Source organism: Noviherbaspirillum sp. (assembly GCF_035627455.1).
Classification (GTDB): Bacteria; Pseudomonadota; Gammaproteobacteria; order Burkholderiales; family Burkholderiaceae_D; genus Noviherbaspirillum.
This window is the reverse complement of record NZ_DASPLS010000003.1, coordinates 33,843-54,957: the sequence shown is the minus strand read 5'-3', so window position 1 is coordinate 54,957 and position 21,115 is coordinate 33,843. Positions and strand designations below refer to the sequence as shown.

The window sequence follows — 21,115 nt, the reverse complement described above, 5'->3', positions numbered from 1 at the left end:
GTCGCTTGGACGGGGTTTTTGCTGAGGCAGTACGACTTGCTGGAAGATTACTTCTTCTCGGCGTCGCCCGCTGCTGCGTCGTCGGCGGACACCTGGCCGGCCGGCACGCTGGCGGTGGCGACGGTCGGGTTGTCGTTCGAAACCGCGGTCACGCCCTTCGGCAGCGCGATGTCGTTCAGGTGCACGGAAGCGCCGGCTTCAACCTTGGCCAGGTCGACTTCGATGAATTCCGGCAGGTCGCCCGGCAGGCAGTTGATGTCGACTTCGGTCATCACATGGCTGATGATCGCGCCGCCCAGCTTCACGGCCGGGGAGATTTCTGCGTTCACGAAGTGCAGCGGCACCTTGACGTGGATCTTCTGGTTCGCGTCGACGCGCTGGAAGTCGGCGTGCAGCACCAGTTGCTTGTACGCGTGGACCTGGAAGTCGCGCAGCAGGACCTTTTCCACTTTGCCTTCGATTTCCATGTCGAGGATCGACGAATGGAAGGCTTCCTTCTTCAGCGCGTGGTAAAGCGCGTTGTGGTCCAGGGCGATCGCGACCGGGGCAGCGGTGCCGCCGTAGATGATCGCCGGGGTTTGGCCGGCATTGCGCAGGCGGCGGCTCGCTCCGGACCCCTGCTCTGTGCGCGGGAATGCGATTACTTTCATTTTTAGCTCCAAAAATGCAAGACAGGCTTGCGGTATGTCCCCCGCGACCAGGGGACGGAAAACCTTCTTCCGCAAGGAAGAAGGGAAAACGGGAATCAGTCTGCGAACAGCGAGCTGACGGAGTCGCCCTTGGTGATGCGCTTGAAGGTCTCGGCCAGCAGGTCGGCAGCGGTCAGCTGGCGGATCTTTGCGCACTGCTTTGCGGCGGCAGACAGCGGAATGGTATCGGTGACTACCAGCTCATCCAGCGGCGAGGTGGTGATGCGCTCGATTGCGGGGCCGGACAGCACCGGATGCGTACAGTAGGCGACCACCTTCTTCGCGCCGCGCTCCTTGAGCACTTCGGCGGCCTTGGTCAGCGTGCCGGCGGTATCCACCATGTCGTCCATGATCACGCAGTTGCGGCCTTCGACTTCACCGATGATGTGCATGACTTCGGAAACGTTGGCTTTCGGACGGCGCTTGTCGATGATCGCCAGGTCGCAGTTCAGGCGCTTGGCCAGCGCGCGCGCGCGCACCACGCCGCCGACGTCCGGCGACACGACCAGCAGGTCGTCGTAGTTCTTCTTGATCAGGTCGGTCAGGAGGATCGGCGATGCGTAGATGTTATCGACGGGAATGTCGAAGAAGCCCTGGATCTGGTCCGCGTGCAGGTCCATGATCAGCACGCGTTCGACGCCGGCCTGCTGCAGCATGTTGGCGACGACTTTCGCTGAAATCGCCACGCGCGCGGAGCGCGGACGGCGGTCCTGGCGGGCGTAACCGAAATAGGGGATGGCGGCGGTGATGCGGCCGGCCGACGCGCGCTTCAGGGCATCGACCATCAACATGATTTCCATCAGGTTGTCATTGGTCGGCGCGCAGGTCGATTGCAGAACGAACACATCCTTGCCGCGCACGTTCTCGTTGATTTCCACCATGACCTCGCCGTCGGAGAATTTCGACACGACGGCCTTGCCCAGCGGAATACCGAGGTGCCTGACCACTCCTGCGGCCAGCTCCGGGTTTGCGTTGCCGGTAAAGACCATCAGGTTTTCAAGCGCCATGGGACACCTAAAGAAAGCGGGTTAAAAGGATGAAAAGCCGCCAAGGCATGACAAAGTGTCTCGCGTTGGCGGCTTTGGGTTTTTCTTGTATTTAATGGCAGGGGAACAAGGATTCGAACCTTGGAATGCCGGAATCAAAATCCGGTGCCTTAACCAGCTTGGCGATTCCCCTACACAACCGGTTGTCTGCCGTTGCAAATCTACGCAACGCCAAACGAATTCTTTACTACGCCTGCAACAGATGCGAGAGCGGGTGTCGCTCGATCGCCCTGGCTTTCCAGACTGTCCACTGCCGGAAGCCGGAGGCATGTGCCGCTTGCAGCACTTCATCTGCCTGGTGCTCCTGTGGGAATGCGCAAAACACACAGGCACCTGAACCGGTCATCCTTGCCTCCCCATGCTGAGACAGCCATTCGATGGCGTCCGCAACTGGTGGAAAAAGCCTGGCGGCCACGACTTGCAGGTCGTTTTTTCCGAAGCAAATCGATGCGCTGGAAAAGTCCGATATTCTGACGGGGTTTGTGCTTCTTGTCAAACCCGGATCGGAAAAAATTACTGCGGTAGGCACAACAACCCCGGGCTCGATCACCACATACCAGCAAGCCGGGGTGTCGACCGGCTGCAATGCTTCCCCGACGCCTTCGGCAAACGCATTGCGGCCGAACAGGAAAAAGGGAACGTCGGCGCCGAGCTGCAGGCCGAGCGCCATCAGTTCGGCGCGGCCGAGGCCGGTGCCCCACAGATGGTTCAGCGCGAGCAGCGTGGTGGCTGCATCGGAGGAGCCGCCGCCCAGTCCGCCGCCCATCGGCAGGCGCTTCTCAAGCGCGATTTCCGCGCCGAGGCCGCTTGCCCGGTTGCCAGCCGCGGCCTTCAGCAGGCGCGCCGCGCGCACCACGAGATCGGAATCCTCCGGCACGCCAGGGATATCGGTGATGCGCCGGATCGCGCCGTCCTCGCGCACCTTGAAGTGCAGCAGGTCGCAGCGGTCCAGCAACTGGAACACGGTCTGCAGCAGGTGATAGCCGTCGGGGCGGCGTCCGGTGACATGCAAGAACAGGTTCAGCTTGGCCGGTGCGGGGCAATTGTTCAGTGTGGCTGCCATGAGTCGATGACGATGCGGATGGAGACGTCGCCGGCCTGCTCGGTCCTGCGTGCAAGGTCGACGCGCCTGGCGCGATTGTCTGCCGCCGCGCCATTTTCATCAAGCCAGTTTGCGTAACGGATGTGCCAGCCGTCCCGGGTGACCACTTCGGCGGCGGCGGGAGAGGCGACAAAGCGCCGGCCGGCGGCGTCAAGCGCGAAGCCTTGCAGCCATTCGCGCATGCCGGCGACCGGCAGCGGCCAGCCGAGCGTGCCGGCGGTCAGGCTGTCGACGTCGGGCGCGCTGCGCGCAGGCTGGCCGGCCTGGGTAAGGGTGGCGCCCTGCGGCGATACATCGATGACGGCGACCGTCTGGCCGAGCGGCGAGAGCAGGGTGACGGTGGTGCGCAGCGGCGTCTGGCGCCAGGCGAAGCTGCCGTGCAGGGCTTCTTCCTGGCGTTCGCCCTGGTAGCGTACCGACAGGCGGCCGCCGAGGTCTATCGAGTCATGGAAAGGACGCGCTGCCGTTGCCTGTGCCGGCTGTGCGACGGGCGGCGGCATGCCGGCACAGCCGGCCAGCGCGAGCGGGAGCGCGACAGCGATTGCCTTGATTGCCCGCATCCGGTCACAAGCTCACGTTCAGGCGGGCGAGCGTGCTCTTGAGCGTGTCGTTCTGCGGATCGCGGGTCTGGGCGTCGCGCCACAATTTCTGCGCGTCTTCCTTCTGGCCCTTGATCCAGAGTACCTCGCCGAGATGCGCGGCGATTTCCACGTCCGGACGCAGGTCATACGCGCGCCGCAGCAGTGACTCCGCCTCGCGCAGGTTGCCGAGCCGGAATTGCACCCAGCCCATGCTGTCCATGATGAAGGGATCGTCCGGCGCAAGCTTGAGCGCCTTGTCGATCAGCTGGAACGCCTCCTGCAGCCGGATATTGCGTTCCGCCAAAGAGTAGCCGAGCGCGTTGTACGCATGCTGGTTGTTGGGAGCCAGTTCGATGACCTTGCGCAGCGCGTTTTCCATCACGTCCCACTGGCCGGCCTTTTCCGCCGTCATCGCATAGTCGTACAGCAGGTCGGTGTTGTTCGGGAAGCGTGCCACGCCGGCCTTGAACACTTCGAGCGCTTCCGGCAAGCGGTTGGCATCGCGCAGCAACTGTCCTTCCGCGGCCACGATCTGCACCTGGTCGCTCTCGCCGCTGGCGTTGAGTTCATGCAGCAGCTTGCGCGCGCCGGCGAGGTCGCCGCGCTTGGCGATCACCTGCGCACGCTTGATCTGCGCGTTCAGGTAGGCTTCGCCCGGTTCGATCTGGGAAAGCCACTTGAGTACCGCTTCGTTGTCCTTGCGCTCCTCCGCAATCTGCGCCAGCAGCAGCAGCGCCTGCGACGGATCGCGTTCTTCGTCCGGCTTGGCCGCCAGCACGTCCAGGTAGGTGGTGAGGTAGCGTTCCGCCGCTTTCAGGTCGTTGGTTTGCACGCTCAGCACGCCGAGTGCGTACAGCGACGTCAGGTCCTGGGGCTGTTCCTTCAGCAGGGTTTCGAATTCGGTGCGGGCCCTGGCGAACTGCTTCTGCTCGACCAGCATGCGCGCATAGGCGATGCGCACATCCCTGGAAGCGGGATGGCGGCCGACGAAATCGCCAAGCAGCCTGAGGGCTTCCGCCTTGTCCGGCGTGACCTGCACCAGCGACAGGATGGCCAGTTCGGAATCCGGCTTGGCCTTCAGCGCGATCTGTGCTTCCTGGCGTGCGCGTTCGGTGTCGCCGCGCGCATAGGCGCCCTGAGACAGGGCCAGCCGTGCTTCCGGCAGGTCGAGATAGGGGGTGAGCAGGCGTTCGAGCATTGCGAAGGCCGCCGCCTTGTCCTTGGCGCGCGCCAGCAGGCGCTGCATCTGGAAAGCCAGCAGGCCGCGCGTCTGCGGACGCGCTTCCTTCAGGCGCTGTTCCAGGATGGGCTGCGCGTCGGCGAGGTTGTCGCTCAGGATCACGAAGCTCAGGTAATACTGTGTGGCTTCATCGGAATTCGGCGCCAGCGTGCGCCACAGGCGCACCGCGCTCACCGCTTCGTCGGCCTGCTTGGCGGTCAGGGCGATTTCTGCGGCGCGCCGGGCAAGCCGGGGATCCCGCGTCTGCTGCGCCAGGGACAGCGTGGTCACATACGCGGTCTGCCAGTCGCCGCGCTGGAATGCGAACTCCGCCGACAGCAGCTTGAACAGGACCTCCTCGTTCAACTCCACCGACGGCAGCGGATCTTCTGCCTTCGGTTCGCTCGCGGTCGTGCCGGTGCGGCGGGAGGCGGTTGATTTCTTCGTCACTGCCTCGTCCGTGCCGGCCGCTTCGGCCGGTGCCGCCGCGACAACCGGTGCCGCCGGCTGGCGTGCGCCTCCGGTGGCACATGCCGACAGGACGACCGGCAGCGTTACAATGAGAAGGATGTTTTTCAAGGGGTATTCCCAGCTAATCAGGCAGATTTTCATTGTACGCCCAACAGGAGCGGTATGCGCACGGGTAACGGGCGCCGCTCTGCGCCCGTTTGCCGGTGTCTGCCTCGCCAAATGCGAAAGGCCTTAGTGATATCACGTTTGCTACGCATCAAGTTTGTCTTTCTGCAAAAGATGTGTTTTTGCCATGCCTGAACTACCCGAAGTAGAAGTGACCCGCCGGGGCGTCGCGCCGCATCTCGAGGGCCGGATCGTCACCGATGTCAAGTTGCGCCATACCGGCCTGCGCTGGCCCTTTCCGCAGGGGCTTGCCGAGCGGCTGCGCGGCATGCGCGTGCATTCCGCCGGGCGGCGCGGCAAATACCTGCTGATCCGGTTCGACCATGGAACGCTCATCCTCCATCTGGGGATGTCCGGCCATCTGCGCGTGCTGCCTTCGGCCACGCCGGCGCAGAAACACGACCATTTCGATCTCGTTCTCGGTGACGAGCTGTTGCGGCTGACCGATCCGCGGCGCTTCGGCGCGGTGCTTTGGCATGCGGCCAGCGACGGCGACGTGGCCGGCCACATGCTGCTGCGCGGCCTGGGCGCCGAGCCGCTCGAGGCCGGCTTCACCGCGCAGCTGCTGTACCGCATGACGCGCAAGCGCAGCGCGCCGATCAAGCAGGTGTTGCTTGCGGGAGACATCGTCGTCGGCGTCGGGAATATCTATGCGTCGGAAAGCCTGTTCAAGGCGGGCATCAATCCGCGCACGCCGGCGCACAGGATCGGGCTTCAGCGCTACGAAAAGCTGGCGCAGGCGATCCGGGAAACGCTGGCTGCGGCGATAGAAAAGGGCGGCAGCACGCTACGCGACTTCCTTGCCGCCGATGGCCAGCCCGGTTATTTCCAGCAGAGCTATTTTGTCTACGACCGGGCGGGCAGTCCTTGCCGGATCTGCGGCGCGGAAGTGCGGCAATTCAGGCAGGGCCAGCGCTCCACCTTCTACTGCGTAAATTGTCAAAAGTGAGCACCGGTGCTAGATTCGTAGCTGTCGTGCATTAACCTGGGGAAATCGTGAGCAATCTGGTACAGAAGTTCCAGGAGTACAGCGGATGGCGCAATGGCGTCCGGGACGCGCTCGAGCGCTACCGCGACTGCGTGGGCGCGGCCGACCTGGCGGACGCGGCTAGCGACCAGCACTTCCTGCGCCTTCGTTCGCGCCTGACCGACGACAAGCTGACGATCGCGTTCGTCGCTGAATTTTCCCGGGGCAAGTCGGAGCTGATCAACGCGATCTTCTTTGCCGACTACGGGCAGCGCATCCTGCCGTCGTCGGCCGGACGCACCACGATGTGCCCGACTGAACTGCTGTACGACGAGACCTTTCCGCCCTCGATCCGCCTGCTGCCGATCGAGACGCGCGCCGAATCCGCGTCGACCAGCGACTTCAAGGAACAGAACCAGGTCTGGACGGTGCTGCCGCTCGACATCGGCTCGGCCGAAGGCATGCTGGAAGCGTTCAAGCAGGTCAGCCTGACCAAGCGGGTGCCGGTGGAGGAAGCCAAGCGCTACGGCCTGTATCACGAGGACGACCCGGACGCCGCGTTGTCGGTCGGCCAGGACGGCCTGGTCGAGATCTCGCAGTGGCGGCACGCGATCGTCAACTTCCCGCATCCTTTGCTCAGGCAGGGCCTGGTCATCGTCGACACGCCGGGCCTGAACGCGATCGGCACCGAGCCGGAGCTGACGCTGAACCTGATCCCGAACGCGCACGCGGTGCTCTTCATCCTGGCTGCCGACACCGGCGTCACCAGGAGCGACATCGAAGTCTGGCGCGATCACATCGGCGGCGGTCCCGCGCGCCTGGTGGTGCTCAACAAGATCGACAGCATGTGGGACGAACTGCGCGGCGAGGCCGAGGTCGAGGAGCAGATTGCGCGCCAGGTGGCAAGCGTGGCGCAGACGCTCGGCGTGGCGCCGCAACAGGTGTTTCCGATCTCGGCGCAGAAGGGGCTGGTGGGCAAGGTCAACCGCGATGGCGAACTGCTGGCGAAGAGCCGCGTGCCGGCACTGGAAGCGGCATTGTCGGAAGAGCTTATCCCCTGCAAGCAGGAAATCGTCCGCAACCAGCTGCTTTCCGAAATCGACGAACTGACGGCCGCGAAGCAGGCGCTGCTGGCGGCGCGCAGCCGCAATGTGGTGGAACAGCTGGTCGAACTCAGGAGCCTGCGCGGCAAGAACCAGAACATCATCGAGCACATGATGAAGCGCGTCGACCTGGAAAAGCGGGAATTCGACAGCAGCCTGCTGAAACTGCAGGGCACGCGCGCCGTCTTCACCCGCCTGTCCACGGAAGTGTTCACCAGCCTCGGCATGGATGTGCTGAAGGAGGACATCCGCAAGACGCGCGACGCGATGGCGAGGAGCCGGTTCTCGTCCGGCTTGCGCGCGGCGGTCAAGGAATTCTTCGAGGCGGTGCGCAACAACCTCGTCCTGTCGTCCGGGAAAACCGAAGAAATCACCGAAATGATGACGGTGATGTACCGCCGGTTCTCCGCCGAGCACGGCCTCGCGCTGTCGTCGCCGATGCCGTTCTCGCTCGACAAGTACCTCAAGGACATCGAGCTGATCGAAGACGTGTATCACAAGCAGTTCGGCACCGCGGCGATCCTGACCACGCCCCAGGTGGTGCTGATGACGAAGTTTTTCGACTCCATCGCTTCGCGCGTGAAGCAGAGCTTCCTGCAAGCCAATCGCGACGTCGAGGCCTGGCTGAAGGTGGTGATGGCGCCGCTCGAAGCGCAGATCTGGGAGCATCGCTCGCAGCTGAAGAAACGCAAGCAGTCGATCGAGCGCATCCATCTTGCAACCGACACGCTCGAGGAAAAGGTGGAAGCTCTGGAGGCGATGCAGGCCGAGATCGAGGAGCGGAAGAAAACCCTGCTCACGCTGGAATCCGAACTCAAGAACGCAATCGCCGCCGGGCTCTCGCCGCTGAAAGCCGCAGCATAGATGAAGCGTGTCGTTACCGCGCTGGCCGGGCCGGACGGCGCCGGTCTTGCCGATCCCGGTTTTTCCGAAGCCGTCATCCGCTGGCAAAAGCAGCACGGCCGCCATGCGCTGCCCTGGCAGAACACCCGCGACGCCTACCGCATCTGGCTTTCCGAAATCATGCTGCAGCAAACCCAGGTCGCGGCCGTGATCCCGTATTACCTGCGCTTCCTCGACCGCTTTCCGGATGTCGCTTCGCTTGCCGCGGCGCCGTCCGAAGAGGTGATGGCGCACTGGAGCGGACTCGGCTATTACTCCCGCGCGCGCAACCTGCATCGCTGCGCGCAGCGGGTGGTGGCGGAACACGGCGGCGTATTCCCGGCCGATCCGGCGCTGCTGGCCGAGCTGCCCGGGATCGGCCGCTCCACCGCGGCGGCCATCACCGCCTTCGCTTACGGAACGCGCGCAGCAATTCTGGACGGCAACGTAAAGCGGGTGTTCGCCCGCGTGTTCGGCATCGGGGGATTTCCCGGGGCTAAACCGGTGGAAGACCGGATGTGGCAGCGCGCAGTCGCCTTGCTGCCGGCGCAGGATATCGAAGCGTATACGCAGGGACTGATGGATCTCGGCGCCACTGTCTGCACGCGCGGCACCCCTGCCTGCAAGGATTGCCCGCTCGCGCCAAGATGCGTCGCCCTGGCCACGTCGCGCGTGGATCATCTGCCTGAACGCAAGCCGCGCAAGGCCGTGCCGGAAAAGACGACCGCCATGCTGGTCATTACCCACGGCGACGATGTGCTGCTGGAACAGCGGCCGGACAGCGGGATCTGGGGAGGGCTGCTGTCGCTGCCCGAAGTCGCGGCCGACGGCGAGGCAGCTGCCGATCGCATCGCAGCAGCAGTCGCGCCGTTCGGCACGGCCGCGTCGGTGGAAAAGCTGCATCCATTCTCGCACGGCTTCACGCACTTCAAGCTGCACGTGTTGCCGTACCGCGTGCGTCTCGACAGACGGTTGGACCTCGCCGGACAGGCCGGGCACGTGTGGTACCGCAACGAGCTGCTGCGGGACGCGCCGCTGCCGGCGCCGGTCAAGAAACTGCTGCTTGCGGTTTTTGCCGGTAATGACCTGCTGAGCTAGGCATCAATCCATTCCACCCGGTTCCTGCCGAGCTGCTTTGCCTTGTACAGCGCGGTATCCGCACGTGCGATCAGGTCGGTAATCTTCTCGCCCGGCCGATATTGCGCGACGCCGATCGACAGCGAGATGTGTTTCTGCGCGAGGATCTTCTGGAAGTCGAGGAAATGCGCATACACGCGCAGACGCTCCGCATGCATCACCGCGCCTTTCACATCGGTATCAGGCAGGATCTGCATGAACTCGTCGCCGCCGTAGCGGCCGAGAATGTCGGTGTCGCGGATGCTGTCGCGCGCCACCCTGGAAAACTCCTTCAGGATGGTGTCGCCGACGAGGTGGCCGTTGTTGTCATTGATTTCCTTGAACTTGTCGATGTCGATCAGGCAGATTGAAAACGGCACCGAGTGGGTGTCGGCCTGCAGCTTGGCCTGCTGGAGCTCGGACTGCAGCTGGCGGCGGTTGTACAAGCCGGTTAATTCGTCGCGCACCGACTTTTCTTCGTAATGCTCGAGCTGGTAGCGCGTGGCGCGCAGCAGCTGGCGCAGGTTCTGGATCTGCTTGCCGACCAGGATCATCCCGGGCAGCGTCAGTGCCAGCACCGCCCATTGCGCGAGGTCGGCGCGGAAGCCGAAATCGAAGCCTTCGACCTGCGCGCGCGCGATGATGATGCCGAGGTAGGCAACCAGGCATCCCATCGCCAGCAGGATCAGCGACGCAGTTGACAGGCGGAATATCCCGAACGAGAACGCGATCAGGATGAACGGCACCAGTGCAACCTGTGTCGAGCGCTCGAGATAGGCCACGACCAGCATCACGAGCAGCGAGCTGATCAGTTGCGGCAGCATCAGGCTCGGTTCCTGGAACCGGGTGTTGAATCCGAAACGGAATACCGCGTAGAACAGCACGACCATCACGACCACGATCGCAGCCACGACGGAGAAGGTGGTGCCGGTGATGAAGCCCTGCCGATAGAAGACGTACAAGCTCACCGCATACAGCAGCGAAATCAGGCTGATCGGCGAGAGTTGGGGAATGCGCACGGGCTGCGTGTTCTTTCGGCGATTGAGTGACTCCGACCGCAGGGTCTCGCGTGCGTCGTCCAGTAGCATGTGATTAGCGCCCAATGGTGTGCCGGTGTAAGTTACTTGCGGTTGCGGGAGGGTGTTGCCGACATGGCAGTCGATTGCCATTTATCCTACGAATGCCCGGCTGCGATTTTGCGCGGTCACAAAGGGATGGCGGAAAGGATTTGCGCGAGCGCGGACCGCGCCGGCATTCTCGGAAATGTCACACCGGCGGGCGGTGCATCATTGTCTTTGTTGTAAGTTCAGACGATCTTGTGCTGCACCAGGTACTGGTGCACGATCGCCAGCCGGCTTTGCGCGTCTTCCAGTTCCAGCAGCTTCTGGCGGGCCTTGAGCGGGATCGGCAGGATCTCGCACCAGCGGTTGGCGACCCAGGCCGCACTGTCGAGCCGCAGCGGCTGGGAGAACGCGCTGACGAACGCATTGCCGAGTTCGGCACGGCCCCGGGCATTGGCATCGTCGATCACGATTTTCAGCGTGCGCGCGCATGTCACATGCACGTCGCTGACCGGGACGGCGGGGTCGGCGGCAATCGGCTCGATCCGCGCTTCCAGCCGCTGGTCCGGCAGCACGCGTTTTTCCCGGATGCGGAAGCGTTCGCCGCCCTGGGTGCGCAGCATCATCACGCCGAGTTCCTGCATGTCCCAGCCGGTGATATGCGCGAAGCAACCGACGTCTTCCGGGTCGGCCGCGGCGCCGACCTCCTGGCCGCTCCTGATCAGCACCACGCCGAACGGCGAGCCGGACTTCATGCATTGGCGCACCATGTCGATATAGCGCGCTTCGAATACCTTCAACGGCAGCACGCCATCCGGGAAGAGCACGGTCTTCAGCGGGAACAGCGGCAACCAGTCGTCGGCGGAACGCATGTCAGGACAGTTCGCGGTGGCGCACCAGCACCCGTTCCGACGCGCCGAAGTGGCGGGCCAGCTGTTCGACCATGTACACCGAACGGTGCTGACCGCCGGTGCAGCCGACGGCGACGGTGAGATAGCTGCGGTTGTCGTTCTTGAAAGCCGGCAGCCATTTTTCGACAAAGGTGCGGATATCGAACAGCAGTTCGGCCGCGTGCGCCTGGGCGTCGAGGAAGCGGATCACCGGCTCGTCGCGCCCGGTGAAGGGGCGCAGGCTGAGGTCGTAGTATGGATTCGGCAGCACTCGGACATCGAACACCAGGTCAGCATCCAGCGGCACGCCGAACTTGAACGCAAAGGATTCGAACAGCAGCGTCAGCGGCGTGCGCTCGGTCTCGACCAGGTCCTTGATCCAGGCGCGCAGCTTGTTGGCCGACAGGCCTGAGGTATCGATCACATGGCCGATGCCCTCGACCGCCGACAGCATTTCGCGTTCGCGCACGATGCATTCGGTCAGGGTCGGCTGCGCGCCCGACTGCTCGGGACGGAAACGGTGCGACAGGGGATGGCTGCGCCGGGTTTCGGAAAATCGGGCGATCAGGGATTCGGTCTTAGCGGTCAGGAACAGCACCTTGACGTCGTGTCCCTCATTCTTGAGCTGCCGGATGTCCGCCGGCAGGCCGGCCAGAGAATCCGCGCTGCGCGCATCCATTGCCACCGCCAGCGTGTCGGCGCCTTCTTCCAACCGGGTGGCGACCAGCTGGCGCAGCAGCTTCGGCGGCAGGTTGTCGACGCAGAAATATCCCGCGTCTTCGAGAGCGTTCAGGCCGACGGACTTGCCGGAGCCGGAGATGCCGGTGATGAGGATGATGCGCATAGACGGTAATCATACCGCAAGCGCGCCGTTGTCAGTGCGCGGTTAATCGTTCCCCATTGCCTTCTGCTGCCGCTCCATGAATTCCTTCAACGTATCGATGCCGCGCAGCTGCAGGATAGTGTTGCGCACCGCCGCCTCCAGCAGCACCGCGAGGTTGCGGCCGGCTTCGACCGGAATGATGACCTTGCGGATCGGCAGGCCGAGCACTTCCTCGGTCTGCGAGTGCAGCGGCAGGCGCTCGTAGTTTTCTTCCAGCGTCTTGCGCCGCACCAGGTGGACGATGAGCTTCAGGCGCATCTTGCGGCGCACCGCGGTTTCGCCGAAGATGGTCTTGATGTCGAGCAGGCCGAGGCCGCGCACCTCCAGCAGGTTCTGCAGCAGCGGCGGGCAGCGGCCCTCGATCATGTTCGGCGCGATGCGCGCGAATTCGACCGCGTCGTCGGCCACCAGCCCGTGGTTGCGCGAGATCAGTTCCAGGCCGAGTTCGCTCTTGCCCAGGCCGGACTCGCCGGTGATCAGCACGCCGACGCCGAGCACGTCCATGAACACCCCATGCATCGTCACCCGCTGCGCCAGCTCCTTGGACAGGTAGACGCGCAGGTAGTCGATCACCTGCGCCGCCGGCAGCGGCGTGGAAAACAGCGGGATGTTGCGTTCGTCGCACACCTGCAGGATGTAGGGCGGGGTTTCCAGCCCCTGCGCGATGATGAAGGCCGGCGGCTCGCCGTTGACCAGTTCTTCGGTCTGGTAAGCGCGCGAGGCGGGGGAGAGCTTGTTGTAGTACTGGATTTCCTGGTGCCCGAACACCTGCAGGCGGCCCGGGTGGATCAGGTTCAGGTGGCCGACCTGGTCGGCGGCGGACGTCGCGTCGCCGGAGATGCGGCGCTCGCCGCCCGGGAATCCGGCGAACCATCCGAGCTGCAGCGCTTCGCGCGTGTCGTCATACAGCTGCTGGATGGTGAGATGGGTATGAGTGGGCATGTCACCGGCGATGAATTGGCATCAGCCAATTATGCATGCACGCTGGGCTGCCACGCAATGATGCGCGCGTGTACCGACGCGGCATCGGGGTCGGTCGCGAGCTGTTCACGGAACTTCTCGTCGGAGAACATTTCGGCCACTTCGGACAGGATTTCCAGGTGCTGTTGCGTGACGTGGTCGGGAATCAGCAGGAACACCAGCAGCTTGACCGGCTGGCCGTCGGGCGATTCGAACGGAATCGGTTCCTTCAGGCGCACGAATGCCGCCAGCGGCGACTTCAGCCCCTTGATCCGGCCGTGCGGGACGGCCACGCCATGACCGAGGCCGGTGGAGCCGAGACGTTCGCGCGCGAACAAATTGTCCGACACCGTCGAGCGCGCAATGCCGCAGTTGTTCTCGAAGATCAATCCGGCCTGCTCGAATGCGCGCTTCTTGCTCGATACCTCGAGGTCAAGAACCACGTTTTTTGCGGACAGGATTTTGGCAAGGTTGGTCATGTCACGAAGCGGCATGTTGCGCCGCACAAAATGATATTTCGAGTCGCATTATAGGCCTCTTTCCGGGATGCGCAATGACCTAGCTTATGGTGGTCTCGGGAAACTATATTGATGACAAGCAGGAAGCGATTGTTTGTTTCTCAATAATAGTCAGCGAAACATCACAAGTCCGGAGCATGCGGAGCCGGCGTGGGCCTATGATTCCAAAAGGAAAGAATAGTTTCCTTCGGAATCGTTCTATCCTAGCCCCGGCCGGGCCCGCTGTCACTGACGCGCGTTGCGCAGGTTGGACGGACGCTGGCCGGTGGTGAAATTGGTCCTCCAGGGGTTGATGTCCAGTCCGCCGCGGCGCGTGTAACGCGCGTACACCGACAGCTTCTGCGGGCGGCACTGGCGCATGATGTCCATGAAAATGCGTTCCACGCATTGCTCGTGGAATTCGTTGTGATTCCGGAAACCGATCAGGTATTGCAACAGCCCTTCCTGGTCGATCTGCGCACCTGCATACCGGATCTGCACGCTGCCCCAGTCGGGTTGCCCGGTCACCAGGCAGTTCGACTTCAGCAGGTGCGACACGAAGCTTTCCTCAACCATCGCTTCCTCGTGGTTCGCCTTGAGCAGGCCGGCATCCGGCGTGTATGCGGCCACCTCGATGTCGAGGCGGTCGAGCAGCAATCCTTCCAGTTCGCCCATTTCCAGCGTCGAAAACGCATCCGGCAGCGTCAGCTTGACCTGCACCGGTGCGCCGAAGCCGTTCGACAGGTCGGTGCGCAGCAGGTCGGCGACCGCTTCCGGCGACGCCAGACGCGTCTGGTTGAAGGAATTCAGGTAGAGCTTGAACGACTTCGACTCGATGATGTTGGGCGAGTCGGCCGGCACCGATACCGTTGCCACCGCAACCTGCGGTTTGCCGCGCAGATTCAGCCACGACAGCTCATAGGCATTCCAGATATCCATGCCGAAGAAGGGCAGGGTGCCGGCAATGCCGATTTCCTGGCGCTTCTGTTCACGTGCAATCGGAAACAGCAGCGAGGGATCGTATTCGGACTGGTAGGCAGTGGGTTTGCCGAGCGGCGAGGCTTCCGGCTGGTTGGTGGTGGTCATACGCGGAGGTGGGGGCAAAGCCAGGTATCGGGCATACAAGCGGGCGGCTGGTTATGTTCAGACAACGGCCGGCCCGCCCGGTTCGGCCGTTGTGATAATACCGGTTACAGGAACAGCTTGTACGCCGGGTTTTCGGTTTCATCCCAGTGACGATAGCCGAGGCAGGAAAGGAACTGGCGAAACCCTTTCATCTCTTTCTTCGGCACCTGCAGGCCGACCAGGATGCGGCCGACGTCGCCGCCCTGGTTGCGGTAGTGGAACAGGCTGATGTTCCAGTTCGGCGCCATGCTGTCGAGGAAGCGCATCAGCGCGCCCGGCCGTTCCGGGAATTCGAAGCGGTACAGCAATTCGTCGTGCGCCAGCGGGCTCTTGCCGCCGACCAGATGGCGGATGTGAAGCTTGGCCAGTTCGTCGTGGGTCAGGTCCAGCGTCTTGAAACCGTGTTTCTCGAAGTTCTTGCTGATCTTGTCGGATTCCTCGCGCTTCGAGATCTGGATGCCGACGAAAACATGGGCCGTCTTTTCGTCGCTGATGCGGTAGTTGAATTCGGTGACGTTGCGCGGGCCGACCAGCTGGCAGAAACGCTTGAAGCTGCCGCGCTCTTCCGGAATCGTGACCGCGAAGATCGCCTCCCGCGCCTCGCCGACTTCGGCCAGCTCGGCCACGAAGCGCAGCCGGTCGAAGTTCATGTTGGCGCCGCTGGTCACGGTGATCAGCGACTGGCCGCTGACCGGCTTCTTTTCCGCCTTCGCGCGTTCCACGTAAGCCTTGGCGCCGGCGACGGCGAGCGCGCCGGCCGGTTCCAGGATGCTGCGAGTATCCTGGAACACATCCTTGATCGCCGCGCAGACTTCGTCGGTGTCGACCAGGATCACTTCATCCACATACTGTTTCGCCAGGCGGAAGGTTTCCTCGCCCGCCAGCTTGACCGCGGTGCCGTCGGAGAACAGGCCGACGTCGGTCAGGGTCACGCGCCGGCCGGCCTTCAGGCTGCGCGCCATCGCATCGGAGTCGGTGGTCTGCACGCCGATCACCTTGATCTCCGGCCGCACCGCCTTGACGAAGGCGGCCACGCCCGAGATCAGGCCGCCGCCGCCGATCGCGCAAAAGATCGCATGGATCGGTTCCGAATGCTGGCGCAGGATTTCCATGCCGATGGTGCCCTGGCCGGCGATCACATAGGGATCGTCGAAGGGATGGACGAAGGTCAGCTTGAGCTTCTTTTCCAGCGTCAGCGCATGGTTGTACGCATCCGTATACGAATCGCCGAACAGCACCACCTCGCCGCCGCGCGCGCGCACCGCCTCCATCTTCACCGGCGGCGTGGTGGTCGGCATCACGATCACGGCGCGGCAGCCGAGGCGTGAGGCCGACAGCGCGACGCCCTGCGCATGGTTGCCGGCGGAAGCGCAGATGACACCGCGCTTCAGTTGCGCCGGCGACAAGTGCGCCATCTTGTTGTAGGCGCCGCGCAGCTTGAAGCTGAATACGCTCTGGATGTCTTCGCGCTTGAGGTAAATCCGGTTGTCGGTGCGCTGCGAGAGCGTCGGTGCGAATTCGAGCGGTGTTTCGACGGCCACGTCGTAGACGCGCGCCGTCAGGATTTTCTGTAGGTAGTCGGTAGTCATAGGCGAGTCGAGATCGGCATGCTTCCCCATTGCGCATGCAGCCCGCCATTATAATGGACGGCCCGGCCGAAACCTCCGCGCCGTGGCATAACAACATGCGCCCCTGCGCGCCCGACCCGATAATGTTCCGATAATGATCGAATCCTCTGTTCGCTGGCTGCTGTCCGTCCTGGCTGTTCCCGATGTCGGCTTGACGTCGGTATTCATCATCAGCATCGTGTCCGCCACGCTGCTGCCGCTCGGCTCGGAACCGGCGGTGTTCGCCGTGGTCAAGGCCAACGGCAACCTGTTCTGGCCGGCGATGCTGGTCGCCACCGCGGGCAACACGATCGGCGGCGCGATCGACTACTGGATGGGATACGGCGCCAAGCAGGCTTTCGCGCGCGAGCGGCAGACGCGCTGGTTCGGTTGGTTGCGGCGGTTCGGCGCGAAAACCATGCTGCTCGCCTGGCTGCCGGCTGTCGGCGATCCGCTGTGCACGCTCGGCGGCTGGCTGAAATTGCCATTCTGGCCATGCATTGCCTATATGGCGGTGGGCAAATTCCTGCGCTACCTGACGATGACCTCGCTGCTGTTGTACGTGCCCGACGGTTTCTGGCGCGCGCTCGCCAGCTGGGTCTGATTGTTGTAAAACCGTAACGTGTTGCATGCAGATAGCGACAGATAGAGCGGCGATTGCGCCGTTTGGCCGTATCGGCCGTAAGGCTGTTCCGCGTGGTGCATTGCAATAAGCTAAAATGGCCCTTTAAGGGTAAGTCCTGCCATCCTGATGAACGCCCCCGCACAAATCCAAGCCTTGCTTTCCGACGCGCCGAGCGATCTTGCGCCCACCCGCGTGCGCGAAATTCCGTATAACTACACCTCGTTTTCCGATCGCGAGATCGTGATCCGGCTGCTGGGCGAAGAGTCGTGGCGCATCCTGGACGAGCTGCGCAGCGAGCGCCAGACCGGCCGTTCCGCGCGCATGCTGTATGAAGTGCTTGGCGATATCTGGGTGGTCCGGCGCAATCCCTACCTGCAGGACGACATGCTCGACAATCCGAAGCGCCGCCAGGCGCTGGTCGATGCGCTCAACCACCGCCTCAACGAAGTGGAAAAGCGCCGGCTGGCGACTGGGCTGGCCGACGCCGGCGATCCGCAGGCACGCAGGCGCAGCGCCAACGTCGAGCTGCTGGTGCGCGCCGCGCGCCGCGCGGTGGCCGATTTTGCCGAGGAATTCCGCAACACCTGGGACCTGCGCAAGCGCGCGAAACGCGAGTTGAGCCGCTACACCGCGAAGGACAACATCAAGTTCGACGGCCTGTCGCGCGTGTCGCACGTTACCGACGCCACCGACTGGCGCGTCGAGTATCCGTTCGTGGTGCTCACGCCGGACAGCGAAGACGAGATGGCCGGCCTGGTGAAGTGCTGCATCGAGCTCGGGCTGACCATCATTCCGCGCGGCGGCGGCACTGGCTACACCGGCGGCGCCGTGCCGCTGACGCCGCTGTCGGCCGTCATCAATACCGAAAAGCTGGAGCAGCTGGGCGCGGTCGAGATGACCATGCTGCCCGGGGTGGACCGCCCGTACGCGACCATCTACACCGGCGCCGGGGTGGTGACCAAGCGGGTGTCCGATGCGGCCGACAAGGCCGGCTTCGTATTCGCGGTCGACCCGACCTCGGCCGAGGCCTCCTGCATCGGCGGCAACATCGCGATGAACGCCGGCGGCAAGAAAGCGGTGCTGTGGGGCACCGCGCTCGACAACCTGGCGAGCTGGCGCATGGTCGATCCGAACGGCGACTGGCTGGAAGTCACGCGCCTGGAGCACAACCTCGGCAAGATCCATGACGCGCCGGTGGCGAAGTTCAAGCTCGAGTGGACCCATCCCGCGGAGAAGGGCAAGACCGCCAAGCCGTTCAAGACCGAATACCTGGAAATCGAAGGCCGCCGCTTCCGCAAGGAAGGTCTGGGCAAGGACGTGACCGACAAGTTTCTGGCCGGCCTGCCGGGCGTGCAGAAGGAAGGCTGCGACGGCCTGATCACGTCGGCGCGCTGGATCCTGCACCGGATGCCGAAGTTTGCGCGCACCGTCTGCCTCGAATTCTTCGGCCAGGCGCGGGACGCGATCCCGTCCATCGTCGAAATCAAGGATTACCTCGAGGCCGAGGCGAAGAAGGGCGGCGCCATCCTCGCCGGCCTGGAGCACCTCGACGAGCGCTACCTGCGCGCGGTCGGTTACGCGACCAAGTCCAAGCGCGGCGTGCTGCCGAAGATGGCGCTGTTCGGCGACATCGTCGGCGACGACGAAGAGGCGGTCGCGCGCGCCGCGTCGGAAGTGATCCGCATGGCCAATACCCGCGTCGGCGAAGGTTTCGTCGCGGTCAGCCCTGAGGCGCGCAAGAAGTTCTGGCTCGACCGCGCGCGTACCGCCGCGATCGCCAAGCACACCAATGCGTTCAAGATCAACGAAGACGTGGTGATTCCGCTCGACCGCATGGGCGAGTACACCGACGGCATCGAGCGCATCAACATCGAACTGTCGATCAAGAACAAGCTGCAGCTGCTCGATGAGCTGCGCCGCTTTTTCTCGTCGGCCCATCTGCCGCTGGGCAAGAGCGAGGACGCGGACGAGAAGATTCCCGCCGAAGAGCTGCTGGGCGACCGCGTCGCGCAGGCCAGGCAACTGATCGACGATACCCATGCCCGCTGGTCCTACCTGCTGGCGAACCTGGACCAGCCGCTGCGCGCCGCGCACGACCGGCTCGGCCAGCTGCAGATCTCGCTGACCTGGATCGACGAGCGCCTCGCGCGGCAGCCGGAAGCACGCGTATTCAACGTGGTGCAGGACCGTACCATCCGGGTTTCCTGGAAGGCCGAGCTGCGCGCGCCGCTGCGCCAGATCTTCAACGGCGGCGCGTTCAAGCTGATCCTCGACGAGTGCAATGCGATCCACAAGCGCGTGCTGCGCGGGCGCGTGTTCGTCGCGCTGCATATGCACGCCGGCGACGGCAACGTGCACACCAATATTCCGGTCAACTCCGACCATTACGAGATGCTGCAGGATGCGCATGCGGCAGTGGCGCGCATCATGGCGCTGGCGCGCTCGCTGAATGGCGTGATCTCCGGCGAGCACGGCATCGGCATCACCAAGCTGGAGTTCCTGACCGAAGAGGAAATCCGCGACTTCCGCGACTACAAGCTGCGCGTCGACCCGCAAGGCCGCTTCAACAAGGGCAAGCTGTTGAACGACCCGGCCATGCCGGCCGACCTGCGAAACGCGTATACGCCATCCTTCGGCCTGATGGGGCATGAATCGCTGATCATGCAGCAGAGCGACATCGGCGCGATTTCCAACAGCGTCAAGGACTGCCTGCGCTGCGGCAAGTGCAAGCCGGTGTGCGCAACCCACGTGCCGCGCGCGAACCTGCTGTACTCGCCGCGCAACAAGATCCTCGCCACCTCGCTGCTGGTCGAAGCCTTCCTGTACGAGGAGCAGACCCGGCGCGGCGTGTCGATCAAGCACTGGGAAGAGTTCGAGGACGTGGCCGACCACTGCACGGTCTGCCACAAGTGCTCCAATCCCTGCCCGGTGGACATCGACTTCGGCGACGTGTCGATGAACATGCGCAACCTGCTGCGCAAGATGGACAAGAAGTCGTTCAAGCCCGGCACCGCCGCCGCGATGTTCTTCCTGAACGCGACCGACCCCGCCACCATCAACGCCACCCGGGCGGCGATGACCGGCATCGGCTACAAGGCGCAGCGCCTGGCGAACGACCTGCTGAAGAAATTCGCGAAAAAGCAGACCAAGGCGCCGCCGGCCACGCACGGCAAGCCGCCGGTGAAGGAGCAGGTGATCCACTTCATCAACAAGAAGATGCCGGGCAACCTGCCGAAAAAGACCTCGCGCGCGCTGCTCGACATCGAGGACGACAAGGTCGTGCCGATCATCCGCGATCCGAAAAAGACCACGGCCGATACCGAGGCGGTGTTCTATTTCCCGGGCTGCGGCTCGGAGCGCCTGTTCTCACAGGTCGGCCTTGCGACCCAGGCGATGCTGTGGCATGTCGGCGTGCAGACCGTGCTGCCGCCCGGCTACCTGTGCTGCGGCTACCCGCAGCGCGGCAACGGCCAGTACGACAAGGCCGAGAAGATGATGACCGACAACCGGGTGCTGTTCCACCGTGTGGCCAACACGCTGAACTACCTCGACATCAAGACCGTCGTCGTCTCCTGCGGCACCTGCTACGACCAGCTGCAGTCGTATGAATTCGAGAAGATCTTCCCGGGCTGCCGCATCATCGACATCCATGAATACCTGCTCGAGAAAGGCGTGAAGCTGGAAGGCGTGGGCGGCGTGCGCTACATGTACCACGACCCCTGCCACACGCCGATGAAGCTGCAGGACCCGATGAAGACGGTGAATGCGCTGATCACCACGGCCGACGGCCAGAAGGTCGAGAAGAACGAGCGCTGCTGCGGCGAGTCCGGCACGCTGGGCGTCTCCCGTCCGGACATCTCGACCCAGGTCCGCTTCCGCAAGGAAGAGGAAATGAAGAAGGGCGCCGACAAGCTGCGCGCCGACGGTTTCGGCGGCGAGGTGAAGATCCTGACCTCCTGCCCGTCGTGCTTCCAGGGCCTGTCGCGCTACAACGAGGATTCGGGTACCACCGCCGACTACATCGTGGTGGAAATGGCGAAGCACCTGCTCGGCGAAAACTGGATGCCGGACTATGTCGCGCGCGCCAACAACGGCGGCATCGAACGCATACTGGTATAAGAGAACA

Annotated in this window: 17 protein-coding genes and 1 tRNA gene; 5 read left to right on the top strand and 13 right to left on the bottom strand. The window is 63.7% G+C overall.

The annotated features are described in order from the left end of the window. Positions 1–47 precede the first annotated feature (47 nt). The 6 genes from VEC01_RS00460 to VEC01_RS00435 all read right to left on the bottom strand — a co-directional run bounded on the left by VEC01_RS00460 (position 48) and on the right by VEC01_RS00435 (position 5,216). Positions 48–650, bottom strand: a complete 603-nt coding sequence (locus VEC01_RS00460) for a 50S ribosomal protein L25/general stress protein Ctc (protein WP_324897650.1) — start codon at positions 648–650, stop codon at positions 48–50. A 95-nt stretch (positions 651–745) separates the two neighbouring features. Continuing rightward, positions 746–1,696, bottom strand: a complete 951-nt coding sequence (locus VEC01_RS00455; RefSeq protein WP_324897648.1) for a ribose-phosphate pyrophosphokinase — start codon at positions 1,694–1,696, stop codon at positions 746–748. Positions 1,697–1,791: 95 nt separating this feature from the next. Beyond that, positions 1,792–1,868 (bottom strand) — tRNA-Gln (locus VEC01_RS00450). A gap of 54 nt (positions 1,869–1,922) precedes the next feature. Continuing rightward, on the bottom strand, positions 1,923–2,798 hold the full coding sequence (gene ispE, locus VEC01_RS00445; RefSeq protein WP_324897646.1) for a 4-(cytidine 5'-diphospho)-2-C-methyl-D-erythritol kinase: 876 nt from the start codon (positions 2,796–2,798) through the stop codon (positions 1,923–1,925). After that, positions 2,783–3,397: an outer membrane lipoprotein LolB gene (locus VEC01_RS00440; RefSeq protein WP_324897644.1), complete on the bottom strand. Its 615-nt coding sequence runs from the start codon at positions 3,395–3,397 to the stop codon at positions 2,783–2,785. The genes ispE and VEC01_RS00440 overlap by 16 nt, the downstream gene beginning before the upstream one ends. Positions 3,398–3,401: 4 nt before the next feature. Further along, on the bottom strand, positions 3,402–5,216 hold the full coding sequence (locus VEC01_RS00435; protein ID WP_324897642.1) for a tetratricopeptide repeat protein: 1,815 nt from the start codon (positions 5,214–5,216) through the stop codon (positions 3,402–3,404). A gap of 184 nt (positions 5,217–5,400) precedes the next feature. On the opposite strand from VEC01_RS00435, the gene mutM reads away from it, so the two are divergent. The 3 genes from mutM to mutY are packed head-to-tail and all read left to right on the top strand — an operon-like array spanning position 5,401 to position 9,323. Continuing rightward, positions 5,401–6,222 carry a bifunctional DNA-formamidopyrimidine glycosylase/DNA-(apurinic or apyrimidinic site) lyase gene (gene mutM / locus VEC01_RS00430; RefSeq protein ID WP_324897640.1) on the top strand — a complete coding sequence of 274 codons (822 nt, stop codon included), beginning with the start codon at positions 5,401–5,403 and terminating at the stop codon, positions 6,220–6,222. Positions 6,223–6,269: 47 nt separating this feature from the next. Further along, positions 6,270–8,207, top strand: coding sequence for a dynamin family protein (locus tag VEC01_RS00425; RefSeq protein WP_324897638.1), 1,938 nt, complete (start codon positions 6,270–6,272; stop codon positions 8,205–8,207). Continuing rightward, positions 8,208–9,323: an A/G-specific adenine glycosylase gene (gene mutY / locus VEC01_RS00420; protein ID WP_324897636.1), complete on the top strand. Its 1,116-nt coding sequence runs from the start codon at positions 8,208–8,210 to the stop codon at positions 9,321–9,323. Here the strand turns inward: mutY and VEC01_RS00415 are convergent. The 7 genes from VEC01_RS00415 to ilvA all read right to left on the bottom strand — a co-directional run bounded on the left by VEC01_RS00415 (position 9,320) and on the right by ilvA (position 16,346). Then, positions 9,320–10,360, bottom strand: a complete 1,041-nt coding sequence (locus VEC01_RS00415; RefSeq protein WP_324897634.1) for a GGDEF domain-containing protein — start codon at positions 10,358–10,360, stop codon at positions 9,320–9,322. The genes mutY and VEC01_RS00415 overlap by 4 nt on opposite strands. A gap of 287 nt (positions 10,361–10,647) precedes the next feature. Beyond that, on the bottom strand, positions 10,648–11,274 hold the full coding sequence (locus tag VEC01_RS00410; protein WP_324897632.1) for an LON peptidase substrate-binding domain-containing protein: 627 nt from the start codon (positions 11,272–11,274) through the stop codon (positions 10,648–10,650). A 1-nt stretch (position 11,275) separates the two neighbouring features. Then, positions 11,276–12,136, bottom strand: a complete 861-nt coding sequence (gene rapZ / locus VEC01_RS00405; protein WP_324897630.1) for an RNase adapter RapZ — start codon at positions 12,134–12,136, stop codon at positions 11,276–11,278. A 42-nt stretch (positions 12,137–12,178) separates the two neighbouring features. Next, positions 12,179–13,117: an HPr(Ser) kinase/phosphatase gene (gene hprK / locus VEC01_RS00400; protein WP_324897627.1), complete on the bottom strand. Its 939-nt coding sequence runs from the start codon at positions 13,115–13,117 to the stop codon at positions 12,179–12,181. 29 nt (positions 13,118–13,146) lie between these two features. Continuing rightward, positions 13,147–13,614 carry a PTS sugar transporter subunit IIA gene (locus VEC01_RS00395; RefSeq protein WP_324897625.1) on the bottom strand — a complete coding sequence of 156 codons (468 nt, stop codon included), beginning with the start codon at positions 13,612–13,614 and terminating at the stop codon, positions 13,147–13,149. A 264-nt stretch (positions 13,615–13,878) separates the two neighbouring features. Next, positions 13,879–14,718, bottom strand: coding sequence for an NADPH-dependent 7-cyano-7-deazaguanine reductase QueF (gene queF, locus VEC01_RS00390; RefSeq protein WP_324897624.1), 840 nt, complete (start codon positions 14,716–14,718; stop codon positions 13,879–13,881). A gap of 104 nt (positions 14,719–14,822) precedes the next feature. After that, positions 14,823–16,346: a threonine ammonia-lyase, biosynthetic gene (gene ilvA, locus VEC01_RS00385; protein ID WP_324897622.1), complete on the bottom strand. Its 1,524-nt coding sequence runs from the start codon at positions 16,344–16,346 to the stop codon at positions 14,823–14,825. 133 nt (positions 16,347–16,479) lie between these two features. Between ilvA and VEC01_RS00380 the strand changes: the two genes are divergently transcribed. Both VEC01_RS00380 and VEC01_RS00375 read left to right on the top strand, forming a co-directional pair. Further along, positions 16,480–16,968 (top strand): YqaA family protein, encoded by a 489-nt coding sequence (locus VEC01_RS00380; RefSeq protein ID WP_324897620.1) that lies wholly within the window; start codon positions 16,480–16,482, stop codon positions 16,966–16,968. Between the two features lie 147 nt (positions 16,969–17,115). Continuing rightward, a complete protein-coding gene (locus VEC01_RS00375; protein WP_324897618.1) occupies positions 17,116–21,108 on the top strand; it encodes an FAD/FMN-binding oxidoreductase in 3,993 nt (1,330 codons plus the stop codon). Positions 21,109–21,115 lie beyond the last annotated feature (7 nt).

Bases quoted from the DNA above. Each gene is read 5' to 3' on its own strand.
- rapZ (WP_324897630.1), bottom strand. From the start codon at position 12,136: ATGCGCATCATCCTCATCACCGGCATCTCCGGCTCCGGCAAGTCCGTC.
- VEC01_RS00440 (WP_324897644.1), bottom strand. From the start codon at position 3,397: ATGCGGGCAATCAAGGCAATCGCTGTCGCGCTCCCGCTCGCGCTGGCC.
- ilvA (WP_324897622.1), bottom strand. From the start codon at position 16,346: ATGACTACCGACTACCTACAGAAAATCCTGACGGCGCGCGTCTACGAC.
- VEC01_RS00395 (WP_324897625.1), bottom strand. From the start codon at position 13,614: ATGACCAACCTTGCCAAAATCCTGTCCGCAAAAAACGTGGTTCTTGAC.
- VEC01_RS00460 (WP_324897650.1), bottom strand. From the start codon at position 650: ATGAAAGTAATCGCATTCCCGCGCACAGAGCAGGGGTCCGGAGCGAGC.
- VEC01_RS00375 (WP_324897618.1), top strand. From the start codon at position 17,116: ATGAACGCCCCCGCACAAATCCAAGCCTTGCTTTCCGACGCGCCGAGC.
- VEC01_RS00410 (WP_324897632.1), bottom strand. From the start codon at position 11,274: ATGCGTTCCGCCGACGACTGGTTGCCGCTGTTCCCGCTGAAGACCGTG.
- VEC01_RS00380 (WP_324897620.1), top strand. From the start codon at position 16,480: ATGATCGAATCCTCTGTTCGCTGGCTGCTGTCCGTCCTGGCTGTTCCC.
- hprK (WP_324897627.1), bottom strand. From the start codon at position 13,117: ATGCCCACTCATACCCATCTCACCATCCAGCAGCTGTATGACGACACG.
- ispE (WP_324897646.1), bottom strand. From the start codon at position 2,798: ATGGCAGCCACACTGAACAATTGCCCCGCACCGGCCAAGCTGAACCTG.
- VEC01_RS00455 (WP_324897648.1), bottom strand. From the start codon at position 1,696: ATGGCGCTTGAAAACCTGATGGTCTTTACCGGCAACGCAAACCCGGAG.
- mutM (WP_324897640.1), top strand. From the start codon at position 5,401: ATGCCTGAACTACCCGAAGTAGAAGTGACCCGCCGGGGCGTCGCGCCG.
- mutY (WP_324897636.1), top strand. From the start codon at position 8,208: ATGAAGCGTGTCGTTACCGCGCTGGCCGGGCCGGACGGCGCCGGTCTT.
- queF (WP_324897624.1), bottom strand. From the start codon at position 14,718: ATGACCACCACCAACCAGCCGGAAGCCTCGCCGCTCGGCAAACCCACT.